The following is a 15,830-nucleotide window of genomic DNA, read 5'->3' as shown; positions in this document are numbered from 1 at the left end:
GTCGCTGCCGCCCCCGCCGCCGGCGGCCAGGGTGTAGGCCTCGTCGATGAACATGATGCCGTCGAGCGCCTCCTTGCAGCGCTCCAGCGTCCGGGTCGCGGTCTGGCCGACATAGCCCGCCACAAGGCCGGCGCGGTCGACCTCGACCACGTGGCCTTTCCGGAGGACACCGAGGGCCTTGAAGATGTCGCCCATGATGCGGGCGACCTCGGTCTTGCCGACGCCGGGCGGTCCGGTGAACACCATGTGCTGGCTGACCGCGCCGACCTCGATGCCCTCCGCGCGCCGCTTGGCATCCACCAAGACCCGCGCCACCACGGTCTTGACCTGCTGCTTGACCGGGGCGAGCCCGATCATCGCGTCCAGACGCGCGATGACCTTCCGAGCTTCGTCCATGTCGACCGCGCCCGCCGCCTGACGGCCCAGCGCCGCGGCGATGTCGGACAGTTCGAGCCGGTTGATGTCGCCGCCTGGATTGGCCGCCAGGCGCATCGCCTGCGCCTGGCGGGCCTTTTCCAGTACCGTGCGCATCTCGCGGGCATTGGCCCAGTCCTCGGCCTTGGACCGCGCGCCGACATAGGGGATCAGCTCCTTCTGGAATCCGTCCGGCAGGACGAAGCCCTGGCTCCCGGCCATCCGCTTCAGGATCTCGGCGAGTTCGGGTGGGCTGTAGGGCGGGAACTCGATCGTCTTGGTGAAGCGACTCGCCAGACCGGGATTCGTATCGATGAACCGGCGCATGTCGTTGGTGTAGCCGGCGACGATCACGATGATCCGGTCGCGATTGTCCTCCATGAACTTGAGGAGGGTGTCGATCGCCTCCTTGCCGAAGTCGCTGCCGCCCCCGCCGCCCGGCGCCAGGGCGTAGGCTTCGTCGATGAATAGGATCCCGTCGAGCGCCTCCTTGCAGCGCTCCAGGGTCTTGATCGCGGTCTGGCCGGCATAGCCCGCCACCAGGCCGGCGCGGTCAACCTCGACCAGATGTCCCTTACGCAGCACCTTCAACGCCTTGAAAACGGTCCCGAGCACGCGCGCCACCTCGGTCTTGCCGACGCCCGGTGGCCCGGTGAACACCATGTGCTGGCTCATCGCCGCCACCGGGAGGTTCTGGGCGCGGCGCTGCTGCTCGACCTGCATCCGGGCGATGACGCCCTTGACCTCCAGCTTCACCGGCGCCAGGCCGACCATGCCGTCCAGGGTCGCGAGCGCCGTGGCGAGAAGATCCTTCTTCTCCACCGCCGCCCCGTCATCCACGAACTGGATCGGCCGGATCTTCCGGCTCGCCCGGGCCTGGTCCAGCGCCCGCCGCATGTTCTCGATGCGGGCCGGGATGTAGCTCGCCGCCAGCAGCCCCGTCGCGAGACCACCGAGGATCAGGCCGTTGCGCAGCAGCGCCGAGGGCGTCGCCATGAGCGGGCCGAGCAGGTCCGGCCGCAGGGCCAGAAGGAGGGCGGTCGCGCCGCCGGCGATCACCAGGAAGACGGCCGCAGGATGCTTGTCGAGGCGTTCCATGGGGGTTGACGAGCCTTGATGCTGGGCGGGCGCAGCGTTGCGCGGTTCGGGGGGGCCTCGTCCTCAGGCGTCTTCACCCGTCGCGCGGAGCAGATCGACGATCTCGAGACGGCTCAGGTCGCCGCCCTGAACGGCGACGCGGGCCGCCTGGGCCTCGCGGGCTTTCTCCAGGAGCGTGCGCATCTCGCGGGCATTCGACCAATCCTCGGCGCGGGCGCGTTGCGCGAGCCAGGGCGTCAGCGCCGCCTCGAACCCGTCGGGCAGGGCGAAGTGCTGGCGGGCCGCCATCCGTTTCAGGATCTCGCACAGATCCTTCGGGCTGTAGGGCGGGAACTCGATCGTCTTGGTGAAGCGCCCGGCGAGCCCCGGATTCGTGTCGATGAACCGGCGCATATCGTTCGTGTAGCCAGCCACGATCACGATGATCCGGTCGCGATGGTCCTCCATGAACTTGAGGAGGGTGTCGATCGCTTCCTTGCCGAAGTCGTTGCCGCCGCCCCCGCCGGCGAGCGTGTAGGCCTCGTCGATGAACAGGATGCCGTCGAGCGCCTCCTGGCATTTCTCCAGGGTCTTGGCCGCGGTCTGCCCGACATAGCCCGCCACCAGCCCGGCCCGATCGACCTCGACGAGATGGCCCCGGCGCAGGACTTCGAGGGCGCGAAAGATCTCGCCGATCGCCCGGGCGACCTCGGTCTTGCCGACACCGGGAGGCCCGGTGAAAATCATGTGCTGGCTGATCGCCGAAACTGGTAGGCCTTCCGCACGCCGGCGCTGCTCGACTTCGAGCCGGGCGATCAGGGCATTCACCTCGCGCTTGACCGGTGCGAGCCCGACCATGCCCTCGAGGGTGGCGATGACGTCCTCGGGCGAGCGCGGCTCCACGACACGGCGCGGCGCGAGGATCAGGCGTGGCAGGCTCATGATCCCGCCGGCCGGCTGACCGAGGGCGGCCTCGGCTTTGCGGGCCGCGGTCGCGGTCGCCAGGAGGCCGAGCGCAGCGAACAGGCCGACGGCGATCCCGATCGCGGCCCGCCATCTCATCTCCGTTCCGGCGGCGTTCCACCAGGCGACCGGGCCGTAATCGGTGCTCAGAAGCAGCGGCGTCAGGACGGCGACGACAAGTCCGGAGATGACGAACGGGATGATGGCCTGCTTCGACATCCCTCAGCCCCCGCACGGCTTGCTGGTGTCCCAGAAGACCGGAACCCGCCGGACGCCCGCGGTCGTGTCGATCTTCAGGCCGGGCGTGAACTCGACGAACACGTCCTTGGCCGCGCCTTCGATGACGACCTCGCCCTTGCCGGCCTCGTAGGGGCCCGGGAACGGCACCGCGACGTTGATCGGCCCATCGGCCACGTTGAATGCCGGCGAGAGGTAGTTTCCCGCCCGGATGCGGACCACGCCGCCGGCGTCGGCTGTGGTTTTCGAGATGCGCATGTTGGCGAGGGGCGCCTGGCAGGCCTTGGCCTCGGATACGATCTTGTCCTTCTCCTCGGGCGCCAGCGTGTCGGCAGCCTTATCGATATCGGACTTCTTGATCAGGCTGAGAGCAGGCCGCTCGGGCGTGCCGACCTTCTCGCCGCCGCCCAGGAGCAGGATCCCCGCAATCGCACCAGCGGCTACGATGCCTCCGGCGATGGCGATCACACTCGGCGAAAGCGGCGGCTTGGCCGGAGCCCCAGCGGACGCGGGCGCCTTCTGGCCGGCAATCTTGTTCTGCGCCTGAGCCTGATGCTCAATGTTCGACATCCGTCCGGTTCCTGAACGTTGTTGGGCGTAAAGACTTCGAAAAGTTTACGCTTTCGATTGCCGGAATAGCGCGCTTCAGTTTCCAGAGATTTCGAATGATCCCGCAAATGCCTGAACGCTGCGGGAAACTGCTTCTAGGCAGGCGACCAAAACCGGTCTACTAGTGCATTTGGACTAGGGTTTTGGCCATGACTGCCCGAGCCGCCAGCTTGGCATTAAAGGTCGGACTGTCCCGTCCGGGACTGCACCCAAGCGTATGTGACGATCGGGAGTTGGATGACCGGCTGGGCGAGAGAACGAATCGTCGTCGCCGATGATCATCCCCTGTTCCGCGAGGGGTTGAGGCATATCGCCGAACGGCTCTACCCGCAGGCGACGATCCACGAGGCGGCCACGATGGACGATGTTCGGGCGCTGTCGCGCGCCGGCCCGCCGCCCCAGGTCTTCTTCCTCGACCTGCTGTTTCCCGGACTGGATCCCCGGCATTCCATCGGGGCCCTGCGCACGGAGTTCCCGAAGGCCTCCATCATCATCGTCTCGATGATCGAGGACGACGACGCGATCGAGGCGGTGATGGCCGCAGGCGCCGATGGATTCATCGGCAAGTCGGTGCCGGCGGCAGATATCGCGACGTCGATCGCGGCGATTCGCGACGGAGCCTTCGTCATCGAACGAAACCCCGCTCCGGTTCTCGCGGCGCCCCGTTGCACCCTGCCTTGCCTGACGCAGCGCCAACAGGATGTCCTGCGCCTCGTCGCCCTGGGCCGCACCAACAAGGAGATTGCCCGGGAGCTGAACATCTCACCGTTCACGGTCCGGATCCACGTCTCGGCGCTCCTGCGGGCGCTCGATGTCAGCTCCCGATCCGCAGCGGCGGCCAAAGCCGCCAATGCCGGTCTGTGCGGGTAATAAAGTCGATTCCCCTGCAGACGGCTTTTCCGATCTCCGCACGGCACGATGCGCAACGGCAGTCCGATCCGACCCCCCCCCCGGTCCGGGGCTCGTAGTACAGGTGTCCTAGTTTAAGCTTGGCCTTGTCTCTGGCTATGCAGGGCGCCATGAGGCGATATGGCGGTCTTATCGGGCGTTCGACCCGACTGCGCAGATTGATGGTCCTGGGGCTGGCTCTGGCCGCGGCATCGATTGTGTCGCCTTCCCGAGCTGCCCCGGACATCGTCGCGCCCGCGAATGAGACCGTGCTGGCGGCAATCTGCGGGCGGCCCGCAAGCCAGGACACCAGGACCTGCCGGGCCAAGGACGGCCGTTCGGCGGAGTTCTGGTACGGCGCCGCATTCTCTACGGAGACCGGACGGTGGTTCACCGGGTTCGCGACGCTACCCGCGCCCGGCGAGGACCCGGACACACCCAATACACGGACGGTCGCCACCGCGACCTTTGCGCTCGAGGACACGCGCTGGCGTCTGAAGGGCGTTCAGCTTCAGGTCGGGCAAGTCGGTACCGGCAACAGGAACGGTGACGCTCCGGACATCGACGAAGGCCGGGGGGCGGTCGTCCGGGCCGTGAGCGGCGGGCGTGTGATGATGGGGGTGCGCCTGACCTCTTACGGGTCCGCAGGCTCACGCAGCTTCGCGTTCCTCCTGCTGCACTTCAGGGAAACGCCACTGCGGTGGACACTGGCCGGTGAGGTGGAGGCCGGTTCCGACGAGAGTGCCGCCTGCGATGAGCCCGATGGCGACCAACCCTGCCAGATGGGCAAGAGCACGGGCCGTCTCGAGATCCTTCCGGAGGATCCGGCCAGACCCACCGCGTGGCCGCCGATCCGCGTCACGCTGACCGGAACCTTGGCCGGCCCGGACGGCAAAGTCCGGCCGGCATCGGAACGCGATGCCCGGGTCTACCGGTTCGACGAGGCATCCGGCACCTACCGTTGATACGGATGGCCCGATGACAATGGCAGCCGTGTGAGCCAGCGACCCGGTCCCGGAACCTGTCGCAATCATTGGGCGTCACGCGGCCCCATTATTTGGCGGGATCGGCGCTTTGTTTGTTTAATGCGCCTAATTATTAAGATCATTTTATTAACAATCATCAGAACGCACTGCAAGTCATGGTACACAAGACAATTTTGCGTTGATGTTTGTTCTGGAAACACGTGGTCATGCCATCAGGGTTTTCGTAGAACCGGCGAACAGGGTCGCGATCGGCGGCCGGATGCATGTCGCGGCCGTACTCCGCGGTGGCTGTCCTGCAGCGCCGCTTCAGGATCCGACGCGACGGCAGAAGGCTGCGATCGGCGAGGCCCGGCAAACACCGGACGGCTTCGATGCAGCCTTGGCAAGGACCTTTGACAGCCCGACGGCCGAACTGGACCAGGCTTGCGGCGAGGTTCAGGGAAGGCCCCGATCGAAGGCCGGATCCGTTATCCGCACCCCCTGATCGTGCCATGACGACCGCAAGACGCAATCGCGGCGGCAACGCCGACGACGAGACGGCGCAAGCACTCATCCGCATCGTCTCCATGGGATCCGTGTGCCTGTACCTCGTTCCACAGATCCTTCTCGGCTATGCGCCGCCGGAAACGTATCTGATCGTCTATCTGGTGCCGATCCACTTGGTTCTGTCCGTCGGGATGTATTGGTGGATCTCGCATCACCCGGGCGAGAACCGATTGCGACGCACCGTCACCACCAGCCTCGATTTCGCCGGCATCACCTATGCCATGGCGATCGGCGGCGCGCCGTTCGTGCCGCTCTACGTGATCGTGCTCCGGATCATCGTCGGCAATGGCCTGCGCCACGGTCAGACCGACCTCAAGATCACCACCGGGCTGGCGCTCGCCTCGATGGCGGTGACGACGTTCTTCAGCGCCTACTGGCGGCAGAACCCGTTCCTGGTCGTGACGCTGTTCATCATCACCCTTCTGGTGCCGAACTACATCTACATCCTGCTCAAACGTTTGCGCGGCGCCTACCAGCGGGAGCAGGAGGCGAACCTCGCCAAGTCGCGCTTCCTCGGGCAGGCGAGCCACGATCTACGCCAGCCGATCCACGCGATCAGCCTGTTCACCGCCTGCCTGCGCGATGCCAATCTCGGCGCCAAGGAACTCCAGATGGTCGACAATATCGACCGGTCCTTGCAGAGCGTGTCGCGACTGTTCAAGTCCTTGCTGGATGTCTCGACCCTCGACAGCGGCAAGGTCCAGCCCCGGATCGAACCCGTCGCGATCGATGACATCATCGAGGATGTGCTGCGGCAGAATTCGGAGGCCGCTCAGCGTACGGGGACCGAACTGCGCAGCCGCGGATGCCGCGCGATCGTGGAGACCGACCGCGCCTTGTTCACGACGATGCTGCAGAACATCGTCAACAACGCGATCAAATACGCGCCCGGACGACCGATCCTGATCGCCTGCCGTCGGCGTAAGGGCGGGCTCGCCGTCCAGGTCTATGATCGCGGCCCGGGCATCGCGCCGGAGCATCAAACGAAGGTGTTCGACGAGTTCTATCGGGTTCGCCAGCGGGGCGACAAAGACATCGACGGCGTCGGTCTCGGCCTGCCCATCGTGCGCCGTCTCTGCGAACTCCTGGATCTGGAGCTCAGGCTTCGCTCCGTCCAGCTCCACGGCACCTGCGTGACCTTCGGGCCGCTGCCGATCGTCGGCAAACCGGCCGAGGCGAGCCGCAAGCCCGCGCTCGATCCGGCGGCATCCGTCAACGGGTTGCGGGTCCTGCTGGTCGAGGATGACGAGGCCGTCTTGGCCGCGACCGCCGACCTGCTCCGGCGCTGGGGATGTCAGGTCCAGCCGGAACCGACGATCCCGAAGACCATCACCGCAACCGACCTTCTCATCACCGATTTCGAACTCGGTAACGGCGTGACCGGGACAGAGTGCATCGCGGCGGTGCAGGAGGCCTTGGGGCGGGACGTGCCCGTGGTCGTCATCAGCGGCCACGATGCGGGGCGCGTGCAGGAGGATCTCGCCAGGACGGATGTCCCGATCCTGTCAAAGCCGGTCCGGCCGGCCGAATTACGCTCGGTCATCCTCGCGGCGAGCGTGACGCTGCGCGGATCTCGCGTGCCGGCATGAAAAAGCCCCGCTCGACATGGGGCGGGGCTTCGAAAACTTTGGTAGCGAGGGAGGGATTTGAACCCCCGACACAAGGATTATGATTCCTCTGCTCTAACCAGCTGAGCTACCCCGCCACAAGCCGCGCGTGCCCCGGAAGGCAGCGACCAGCGGCCGGGGTATAGGGAGGCCGGGCGCGGGCTGTCAACGGTTCTCTGCGCGGAATTTGGGGGTCCCGACGGGTCTTCTCTGCGCAGGGTCTGCGAAGGGACCGCGGATGAACCGCATCGCCGCGAAGAATCCCCCGACAAACACCGCGCCACCCAGCCAGGTCGCGGTCTGGGCGAAATCCGGGCCGACCAGGCTGAGGGTCGAGGACCGGCCGGAGGCCGCGTCGATCGCGGTCAGGCCGATTCCGACGAAGCTCTCACCGACCAGAAAACCGGAGGCGATCAGCACGCCGCGGCGGCGGGCGGCCTCCAGGGTTTCGGGATCGGCGCCGCTGCGGCGCAGGGCGCGCAGGCACAGGAAGCCGAGGAGGCCGCCGAGCCCGATCGTCATCTCGACGGAGAGCGGCAGGTACATGCCGATGCCGACGGTGAGTGCGGGAAAGCTGAACGCCCGCCGCTTCAGCGCGACCTCCAGGCCGACCATGACCGCCCCGAGGGCGCAGCCGATTAGCAGCATCGGCCAGGGCAGGGTCCGGGCCACGATGCCGTCGGCGATCTGGGTGACCAGCGAGGCCTGCGGCACGGTGAGCGCCAGAGCCGGGTCCATGCCCGGGCGGGGCAGCGAGCCGACGAAGCCGTAGGCGCCGTAGAGCAGCGACAGCAGCGGCACGATCACCAGCGAGCCGACCGCGACGCCGACGATCAGCACCAGCTGCTGGCGCCAGGGCGTGGCGTCGACGATCTGGCCGGTCTTCAGGTCCTGCAGGTTGTCGTTGGCGATGGAGCAGGCGGTGATGATCACCGAGGCGGCGAGCAGGACCAGCGCGACGGTGACGCGCCGCGCCTCAGGGCTCTCGGCCGGCCCGAGGACCAGCGGCAGCAGGGCGGCGCCGACCATGGCGGTGAGGATGCCGATCCCGGAGATCGGGCTGGTCGAGGAGCCGAGCAGGCCCGCGAGGTAGCCGCAGACCGCCGCCATGGCGGCGCCGAAGACCAGGCAGAACAGCAGGCCGGCCGCCACCACGGCGACGAGCATCGGGCCGGCGATGCCGAGATCGGCTGCGAAGCCGGCAAACAGGGCGCCGAGCGGCAGGCAGAGCGCCAGCGCCACCCCGCCGACCAGGGGCAGCGGCAGGTCGCGGTCCTGCCGGACGGCGGCCCGGGCCGGATCGCCGGCCGCCAGCGCCGACCGGATGCTGCGGGCGATCGGCCGGACGAGCGTCGCGACGGTCGAGAACCCGCCGACCGCGATGATCCCGGCGCCGACGAGCCGGACCTGTCCCGACCAGACCGCCTGCGCGGCCTCCCCGGGGGTGAGGCCCGGCTGGGGCGTCAGGGCGGTGAGAACCGGGACCATGATGCCCCAGGCGATCACCACGCCGGTGAGCAAAGCGAGGCACGCCCCGATCCCGACCAGGTAGCCGACCCCGACGAGTGCCAGGGAGAATCCGCTGCCGATGCTGAACACGGCGCCGCCGAAACTGAACGCCGTGAGCACGCCGTCGGCCAGGATGCGCAGGCCGCTGGTCGCAAAGGCGACGAGGCCGGAGCCGGCCGCGGCGGCGAGCAGCGTCGTCAGCCCGCGCTCGCCGGTCTCGGAATGGCCGGCGCGCAGCACCTCGGCGGCGGCGACCCCCTCGGGGTACGGCAGGTCGCTGCCCGAGACCAGCGCCCGGCGCAGGGGGATCGAGAACGCCACGCCGAGCCAGCCGCCGATCAGGCAGACCAGGCTCGTTTCCCAGAACGGGAAGCCGTGCCAATGGCCGATCAGGACGAGGCCCGGCAGCACCAGGATGACGTTGCACAGGGTGCCGGCCGCCGAGGCCTGGGTCTGGACGATGTTGTTCTCGAGGATGCCGGCGCCGCCGACGAGGCGAAGCGCACCCATCGAGATCAAAGCCGCCGGGATCGAGGACGAGAACGTCATCCCGGTCTTGAGGCCGAGATAGATGTTGGCGGCCATGAACACGATCGTGATCAGGGCGCCGAGGACGATTCCCCGAGCGGTGATCTCCCGCCCATGCCCGCTCGCCGGGGCGCCCGCGTCCATGATCGCCATTGCGCCCCCACCGGCGCGTGCGGCCGGACCTTTATCCCAGGATGACCAGTAACCCGATGACCGGCGCGGCGCCGCCCCCTATCTTGCGACACGTGGCCCCGCTCGGGGGCCGTGCTGCAGCGGAGCGTACGATGACACGCCTTGCCAGAACCGGATTCGCCGCCCTCCTCGCCCTCACCCTACCGCTGGCGACGTCCGGCGCGCGGGCCGCGGGCGAGAGCATCACCTACAGGGCCGCGCTCAACGGCGGCAGTGAAGTCCCGGCGACCGAGTCGAAGGGCACCGGGGCCGTGACGGCGACCTACGATCCGGCGACCAAGCGGCTGAGCTGGAACGGTACCTATAGCGGCCTGACCGGCCCCGTCACGGCCGCGCATTTCCACGGCCCCGCCCTGCCCGGCGCCAATGCCGGCGTCCTCGTGCCGGTAACCGCGACCAGCAGCCCGTTCTCCGGCGAAGCGACCCTGGACGAGGCCAAGGCCGCCGACCTCGAAGCCGGCAAGCTCTATTTCAACATCCACACCGCCGCGAACCCGAAGGGTGAGATCCGCGGCCAGGTGGAGCGGGCCCGGTAGGGTTCTAAGCTGGCCCCATCCGGAGAACATCCCGGACGCGACGGGGCGCTCTTCTCCTGCGGCGCCGCCGGCGCTGGAGAGGCCGTAGACCGGTCGGCGTCCCAGGGTGCGGCGCCGGCCCCCTCCCCCGTGCCGACGCACAGATTCGAGCATCGCGGTTGACAGCACGCAACTGAAGCTTCGTGCGTTTCCCCGGGCTTACGGGCGCTACGGGCTACGCGGGTTGAAAGACCCACGATCCGAAAGCTGATCTCCTAGCCCGATGAAGGCCGCCGTGATTCCGAGGCGCCGCTGACGAGCCCGGAACCCGGAAGTGCTGCCGGCGCAAGAGCTTGGCATGTCGGCGGTTCTGGATCCAGGGCCCCGCTACGCGGCCCCGAGATGACGGCGCGGATCGCATCGATCGAGCCACTGCTCGGACGCGAAGACCGAGCCTTCCACGCCGGGGGAAATGAAAACATCTGCCTGTGCAATCCTCAGCCACCGGGGGGAGGCGCGGGCTTTCCATTTTTCATGCGCCGAGGCGTGAACAGCGTAGGGCGCACGCAAGAGGCGGCAGGGCCAGAACCAGCGGACGCATGGGGCTCGAAGCTCTCGCTTGGGATCGATCCTGCAGCGCGCCCTCGTCCACCCGCCCGTCAAAGCGATGCCGCCTCTCCCGGGAGCGTCCTGAAGAGCGGCCGGGTCTGGTCCCCCCTACCCCGCGGAGGCCCGCTGCTCCGGCTCCGGCCGCGCCAGGCCGAGATGGTCCCGCAGGGTCGCGCCTTCGTAGTCCGTCCGGAACAGGCCGCGCTCCTGAAGCAGCGGCACGACCTCCCGCACGAAGTCGCTGAGGCCGTCGGGGAAGAAGGGCGGCATCACGTTGAAGCCGTCCGCCGCGCCGCCCTCGAACCAGGCCTGCATCCGGTCGGCGACGTCGGTCGCGGTACCGACGATCATGTGGTGTCCGCGTCCGGCCGCGACCCGGAGGGCGAGCTGGCGGATGGTGAGGTTCTCCCGGCGGGCCAACTCGGTGAGGAGCTCGGCGCGGCTGCGCAGCTGGTCCGAGAGGGGCAGGTCCGGGAGCGGGCCGTCGAGGTCGTAGGGTGCCAGCGAATGGCCGAGGCGCTCTTCCAGCAGCGGCATGGCGCTGGCGATGTCGGTCCAGTGGTCGAGCTCGATCAGCTTCGCGCTCGCCTCCTCCAGCGTCCGGCCGATGACCGGCAGGATCCCCGGCATGACCGCCACCGTGGACGGATCGCGGCCGAAGCCGGCGACGCGCTGACGGAGGCTGGCGTAGAACTTCTGGGCCTCCTCGATGGTCTGCTGGGCGGTGAACACCACGTCCGCCCGGCGGGCGGCGAGATCCTGGCCCGGCCCGGACGAGCCGGCTTGGATCAGGATCGGATGCCCCTGCGGTGAGCGCGGGATGTTGAGTGGGCCCTTGGCGCGGAAGTAGCGGCCGACATGGTCGAGCACCCGTACCTTCGCGGGGTCGGCGTAGATGCCCCGCGCCTTGTCCTTCACGAAGGCGTCGTCGTCCCAGCTGTCCCAGAGGCCGCAGACCACGTCGACGAACTCCTCGGCGACCGCGTAGCGCTCGTCGTGTGCCGGATGCTCCTTGGAGAAGTTGTTGGCGGTGCGCGCGTAGGAGGTGGTGACGACGTTCCAGGCCGCGCGTCCGCCGCTCAGATGGTCGAGCGACGCGAAGGCGCGGGCGGTGTGATAGGGCTCACCGTAGGTGGTCGAGGAAGTCGCCGCGAGGCCGATGCGGCTCGTGACCATGGCCAGCGCGCTGAGCAGCGTCAGCGGCTCGAACCGGGCGATCATCGACGGGTGGGCATCCACCGCGCTGGTGAGGCCGTCGGCCAGGAACACCATGTCGAACTTGGCGTCCTCGGCCATCTGCGTCACCCGGCGCAGAAGGTCGAAGTTCTCGCTGCCGGCCTCGGCGCGCGGGTGGCGCCAGCCCGAGACGTGATGGCCGGCTCCCTGCAGGAACAGGCCGAGATGCATCTGTCGCGGGGTCGTCGTCATGGGCGGGCTCACGGCTGGGGTTCGGGGGCGGCCGGGGTGCTTACGGCTGCCGCGGTTGCGCGAGGCAGGCGAGGAGGCGGGCGAGATCCGTCGCGTCATGCATGGTGCGCACGCGATCGGGTACAGTGCGCAACGCCTCGGATCCGGCGGTCGCGTCCCGGAACTTGTCGTCGGCATCGGCGAGCCCCGGCAGGCCGTCGATGCGCCGCTCGTGCGTCCGGCCCTGCCCGTCCGTCAGCTCGACCACGACGAAGCGCGTGCTCGGATCCGAGGAAAGGCGGCGGGCGGCCTGGTCGTGCCGGCGCTCGACCCGCGCCGCCAGGGCGGCGAGGTCGGGCCGGACCGGGCGTTCGTCGAAATGGTCGATCCGGACCGCACCGTCGACGAGGGCGGCGGCCAGGATGTATTCCGGGCTGAACCGGGCCTCGATTCCGGTGCGCGGCGTGCGGACCACCAGGGCGGCGTCGCCCCCCGGCGGGAAGGTGATTATCGCCCGCGCCAGGTCGCGGATGCCCTCGCGGTGGAGGGCGAGGCCGGCCACCGCCACGGGATGAGCCGCCGTGCAGCACGGGAACGCCTTCAGGGTCAGGCCGGGCCGGACGATCTGCCAGGGGGCGCCCCAATCTTCTAGCACCCGCTCGGGCGCCTCTTCGCCGAAGCCGTAGGCCTGCAGAAAGCCGTTTGGGCCGTCGAGGCAATCGTCAGCGCCGGACAGGCCGGCCTCGGCGAGGCGCGCCGCCGCCAGGCCGTTGCGGGCGGCGAGCCCGGCATGGAGCGGCTTCGCATCCGATCCGAATTGCAGCCGCAGCCCGGCGGCCTGCGTCGCGCCGAGCCCCAGGGCGATGGCGGTCGTCCTGGCGCTGAAGCCGCGCAGATGCGCGATCGCCGCCGCGGCCCCCAGGGCCCCGAGGGTGGCGGTGGCGTGGAAGCCCCGCTCGTAATGGGCCGGGCCGATCGCGCGCCCGAGATGCGCCATGGTCTCCAGCCCGACCAGGTAGGCGGCCAGGAACGCGTCCGCACTGGGCAGCGCGTCGGGGTCGAGGGCGGCGAGCAGCGCCGGGACGATCACCGTCGTCGGGTGACCGCGCACGCTGGCATGTACGTCGTCGTAATCGAGCACGTGGCCGGCATGGCCGTTGAGAAGGGCCGCTAGGAACGGGTCTGCCGGCTGCGCGGAGCCGATCACCAGGGCGCGGCCGGGGGCATCGCCGAACACGCCGCGCAGGATCGCGAGCGACGGGTCGGCGCTGCCGGCCAGCGCGCAGGCAAGGAAGTCCACCAGCGCGATCCGCGCCGCACCCATGGCGGCGGGATCGGCCTCCGGGCGCGAGGCGACGATCGCCTCGGCGAGGGCGGCGGTGCGCGGGTTCGGCATCAGATTCCCTCCCGGTCCTGCACGGCGTCCCGGTAGCCCTGGAAGCCGCCGATGAACTGGCGGATGCGCGGATTGCCGGACCGGTAGAACAGCTCGGCCGGCGGGGCCTGGGCGACGATCCGGCCGTTCTCGGTGAAGGCGATCGTGTCGCTGATCTCCTCGGCGAAACGCATCTCGTGGGTGACGAGGATGCTGGTCAGCCCGTCGCGGACGAGCTCGCGGATGACGGCCAGGACCTCGCCGACCATCTCGGGATCCAGGGCGGACGTGACCTCGTCGAACAGGACGAGCTCGGGCCGCATGGCCAACGCCCGCGCGATGGCGACGCGCTGCTGCTGGCCGCCGGACAATTCGCCCGGATAGGCCGCGACCTTGTCGGCCAGGCGGACCCGGGCGAGCAGGTCGCGCGCCAGGGCCTCGGCCTCGGCCCGCGGCACCTTGAGGATGCGGGTCGGCGCGATGGTGATGTTCTCCAGCACGGTGAGGTGCGGGAACAGGTTGTATTGCTGGAACACGATGCCGATGCGCTTGCGCAGGGCGATCCGCTCGGCCTCATTGCGCAGCGTGTCGACCCGGGTGCCGGCCACGGTGATCCGGCCCGCCTGCGGTTGGGCGAGACCGTTGATGCAGCGCAGGATCGTGGACTTGCCCGATCCGGACGGGCCGATGATCGAGACCGCATCCCCCTTCGCCACCGTCAGATCGATGCCCTTGAGCACCTCGGCCGCCCCGAAGGACAGGTGGACGTCCTGCAGTTCGACGAGGGTCGGCCGGGGGGTGGAATCCTGTGCCATGGGGCGGGGTACAGCCTTCAGCGCGGGGCGAAGCGGCGTTCGAGACGCCGCGTCAGGCGCGAGATCGGGAAGCAGAAGAGGAAGAAGGCGGCGAGCACCGTCAGGTAGACCGCGATGGTGAAGTCGTCGCGGCGCACCGCCGTGCTCGCGTCGGTGGCGGCGTGCAGCAGCTCGTGGACGCCGACCAGGGAGGCCAGCGCCGTGCTCATGGTGATCGAGGCGTAGAGGTTCATCCAGGGGGGCAGCGCCCGGCGCAGGCACTGGGGCAGGATGATCCAGCGCAGGGTCTGGCCGCGGGACATCCCGACGCCCTTGGCGGCGTCCCACTGGGTGGTCGGGACCGACTGGATCGCCCCGCGGACGATCTCGGCCACGTAGGCGCTCGCCGGGATGGCGAGGCCGAACACCGCCTTCAACCAGTCCGGAAACGGCAGGTAGTTGCCGGCCACCACGATCTCGAACGGGAAGATGTACGTCGTGGCGAAGATCAGCACGAGGTGCGGCGCGTTGCGGAAGACCTGGACGTAGGCCACCGCCGGCGCCCGCACGAACCGCGAGGCCGACAGCTCCATCGCCCCCAGCGTGACGCCCGCGAGCGTCCCGACGCTCATGGCGAGCACGCTGATCAGGATGTTCATCGCAAAGCCCGAGGCGAGGTAGGGCAGCCAGTCGAGCAGGTCCCGGGCGAGGCGGGCGTCGAGCACCGTCCACAGCAGGAAGCCGGCGACGAGCGCCAGCCAGGCCCAGGCCGGGCCGAGGGCGGCGCGGCCGCGCGCGGGGAGCGCCGCGGTGCTCAAACGCCGTATCCCGGGACCGCGAGCCGGCGCTCCACGTAGCGGCCGAGCTGCGACAGCACCGTGTTGATCAGCCCGAAGAACAGCAGGATCACGATCATCAGCTCGAGGACGTTGTCGCGCTGCGTCCAGATCATGATCGACGCGTAGGTCACCTCGCCCACGGCGATCGCCGACCCGATGGTGGTCAGCTTCACCAGGTTGACCAGGTTGTTCACGATGGCCGGCATGGCCGTGCGCAGAGCGAGCGGCAGCGTCACGTAGCGCAGGACCTCGAACGAAGAGAAGCCGATGGCATGGGCGGTCTCGACCATGGCCGCGGGCACGGCCTCGATCCCGCCGCGCAGGGCCTCCGCGTGGAAGGCGGCGATGTGGAGCCCGGTCACCGCCACCACCCAGAAGAACGGCGTGAACGGATTGTTCGCCGCGCCGCCCAGCGCCTTCGACAGCAGCATGTTGAGCGCGAAGAACGCGAACATCAGCTGGACGAGGGTCGGGGTGTTGCGGGTGAGCTCGACATAAGCCCGCACGGGTCCGGCGAGCCACGGGCGGCCCGAAGTGAGAGCCGCCGCGAAGGCCACGCCCGCGGCGAGGCTCAGCGGGATCGCCAGGAGCACGAGCAGGAGCGTCGTGCCCATGCCGGCGATCCAGGGCCGGACCTCGGACGGGCTCAGGAGGAAATCGTAGTGCAGGCCGACCTCGCCCGCGAGGGCGACGAAGGTCCGGACGGCTTGGTCGATCATGCCGGCAGCGACGCGA

The 15,830-nt window shown here is 69.0% G+C and carries 13 protein-coding genes and 1 tRNA gene; 4 read left to right on the top strand and 10 right to left on the bottom strand.

Annotated elements, in window-relative coordinates; genetic code table 11:
• The 3 genes from WYO_RS31070 to WYO_RS19555 form a co-directional block, all read right to left on the bottom strand.
• On the bottom strand, positions 1-1,512 hold a 1,512-nt coding region (locus WYO_RS31070; RefSeq protein WP_007565677.1), incomplete at its 3' end, for an AAA family ATPase.
• Positions 1,513-1,575: 63 nt separating this feature from the next.
• Positions 1,576-2,673 carry an AAA family ATPase gene (locus WYO_RS19560; RefSeq protein WP_007565676.1) on the bottom strand — a complete coding sequence of 366 codons (1,098 nt, stop codon included), beginning with the start codon at positions 2,671-2,673 and terminating at the stop codon, positions 1,576-1,578.
• Between the two features lie 3 nt (positions 2,674-2,676).
• Complete coding sequence (locus WYO_RS19555) at positions 2,677-3,261, bottom strand: hypothetical protein (RefSeq protein WP_007565675.1); 585 nt, start codon at positions 3,259-3,261, stop codon at positions 2,677-2,679.
• Positions 3,262-3,537: 276 nt separating this feature from the next.
• On the opposite strand from WYO_RS19555, the gene WYO_RS19550 reads away from it, so the two are divergent.
• The 3 genes from WYO_RS19550 (at position 3,538) to WYO_RS19540 (ending at position 7,309) form a co-directional block, all read left to right on the top strand.
• On the top strand, positions 3,538-4,170 hold the full coding sequence (locus WYO_RS19550) for a response regulator transcription factor (RefSeq protein WP_007565674.1): 633 nt from the start codon (positions 3,538-3,540) through the stop codon (positions 4,168-4,170).
• 200 nt (positions 4,171-4,370) lie between these two features.
• Positions 4,371-5,153, top strand: a complete 783-nt coding sequence (locus WYO_RS19545) for a hypothetical protein (protein ID WP_007565673.1) — start codon at positions 4,371-4,373, stop codon at positions 5,151-5,153.
• Positions 5,154-5,458: 305 nt separating this feature from the next.
• Entirely contained in the window at positions 5,459-7,309 is a 1,851-nt protein-coding gene (locus WYO_RS19540; protein ID WP_244424235.1) for a hybrid sensor histidine kinase/response regulator, read from the top strand.
• A 39-nt stretch (positions 7,310-7,348) separates the two neighbouring features.
• Here the strand turns inward: WYO_RS19540 and WYO_RS19535 are convergent.
• Positions 7,349-7,425, bottom strand: a tRNA-Met gene (locus WYO_RS19535).
• Positions 7,426-7,492: 67 nt separating this feature from the next.
• On the bottom strand, positions 7,493-9,517 hold the full coding sequence (locus tag WYO_RS19530) for an oligopeptide transporter, OPT family (RefSeq protein ID WP_007565671.1): 2,025 nt from the start codon (positions 9,515-9,517) through the stop codon (positions 7,493-7,495).
• Between the two features lie 131 nt (positions 9,518-9,648).
• Between WYO_RS19530 and WYO_RS19525 the strand changes: the two genes are divergently transcribed.
• Positions 9,649-10,092, top strand: a complete 444-nt coding sequence (locus WYO_RS19525) for a CHRD domain-containing protein (protein WP_007565669.1) — start codon at positions 9,649-9,651, stop codon at positions 10,090-10,092.
• 696 nt (positions 10,093-10,788) lie between these two features.
• On the opposite strand, the gene WYO_RS19520 is transcribed toward WYO_RS19525, so the two are convergent.
• The 5 genes from WYO_RS19520 to WYO_RS19500 are packed head-to-tail and all read right to left on the bottom strand — an operon-like array spanning position 10,789 to position 15,814.
• Positions 10,789-12,108: an LLM class flavin-dependent oxidoreductase gene (locus tag WYO_RS19520; RefSeq protein ID WP_007565667.1), complete on the bottom strand. Its 1,320-nt coding sequence runs from the start codon at positions 12,106-12,108 to the stop codon at positions 10,789-10,791.
• Positions 12,109-12,148: 40 nt separating this feature from the next.
• Complete coding sequence (locus tag WYO_RS19515) at positions 12,149-13,483, bottom strand: MmgE/PrpD family protein (RefSeq protein WP_007565665.1); 1,335 nt, start codon at positions 13,481-13,483, stop codon at positions 12,149-12,151.
• Positions 13,483-14,277, bottom strand: a complete 795-nt coding sequence (locus WYO_RS19510) for an amino acid ABC transporter ATP-binding protein (protein ID WP_007565663.1) — start codon at positions 14,275-14,277, stop codon at positions 13,483-13,485. The genes WYO_RS19515 and WYO_RS19510 overlap by 1 nt, the downstream gene beginning before the upstream one ends.
• A gap of 17 nt (positions 14,278-14,294) precedes the next feature.
• Positions 14,295-15,014 carry an amino acid ABC transporter permease gene (locus WYO_RS19505; RefSeq protein WP_244424237.1) on the bottom strand — a complete coding sequence of 240 codons (720 nt, stop codon included), beginning with the start codon at positions 15,012-15,014 and terminating at the stop codon, positions 14,295-14,297.
• A gap of 56 nt (positions 15,015-15,070) precedes the next feature.
• Entirely contained in the window at positions 15,071-15,814 is a 744-nt protein-coding gene (locus WYO_RS19500) for an amino acid ABC transporter permease (RefSeq protein ID WP_007565661.1), read from the bottom strand.
• Between the last annotated feature and the right edge of the window lie 16 nt (positions 15,815-15,830).

Origin of the sequence: Methylobacterium sp. GXF4 (assembly GCF_000272495.1) — a bacterium.
GTDB lineage: Bacteria > Pseudomonadota > Alphaproteobacteria > Rhizobiales > Beijerinckiaceae > Methylobacterium > Methylobacterium brachiatum.
This window is presented reverse-complemented; position numbering and strand designations above follow the sequence as displayed.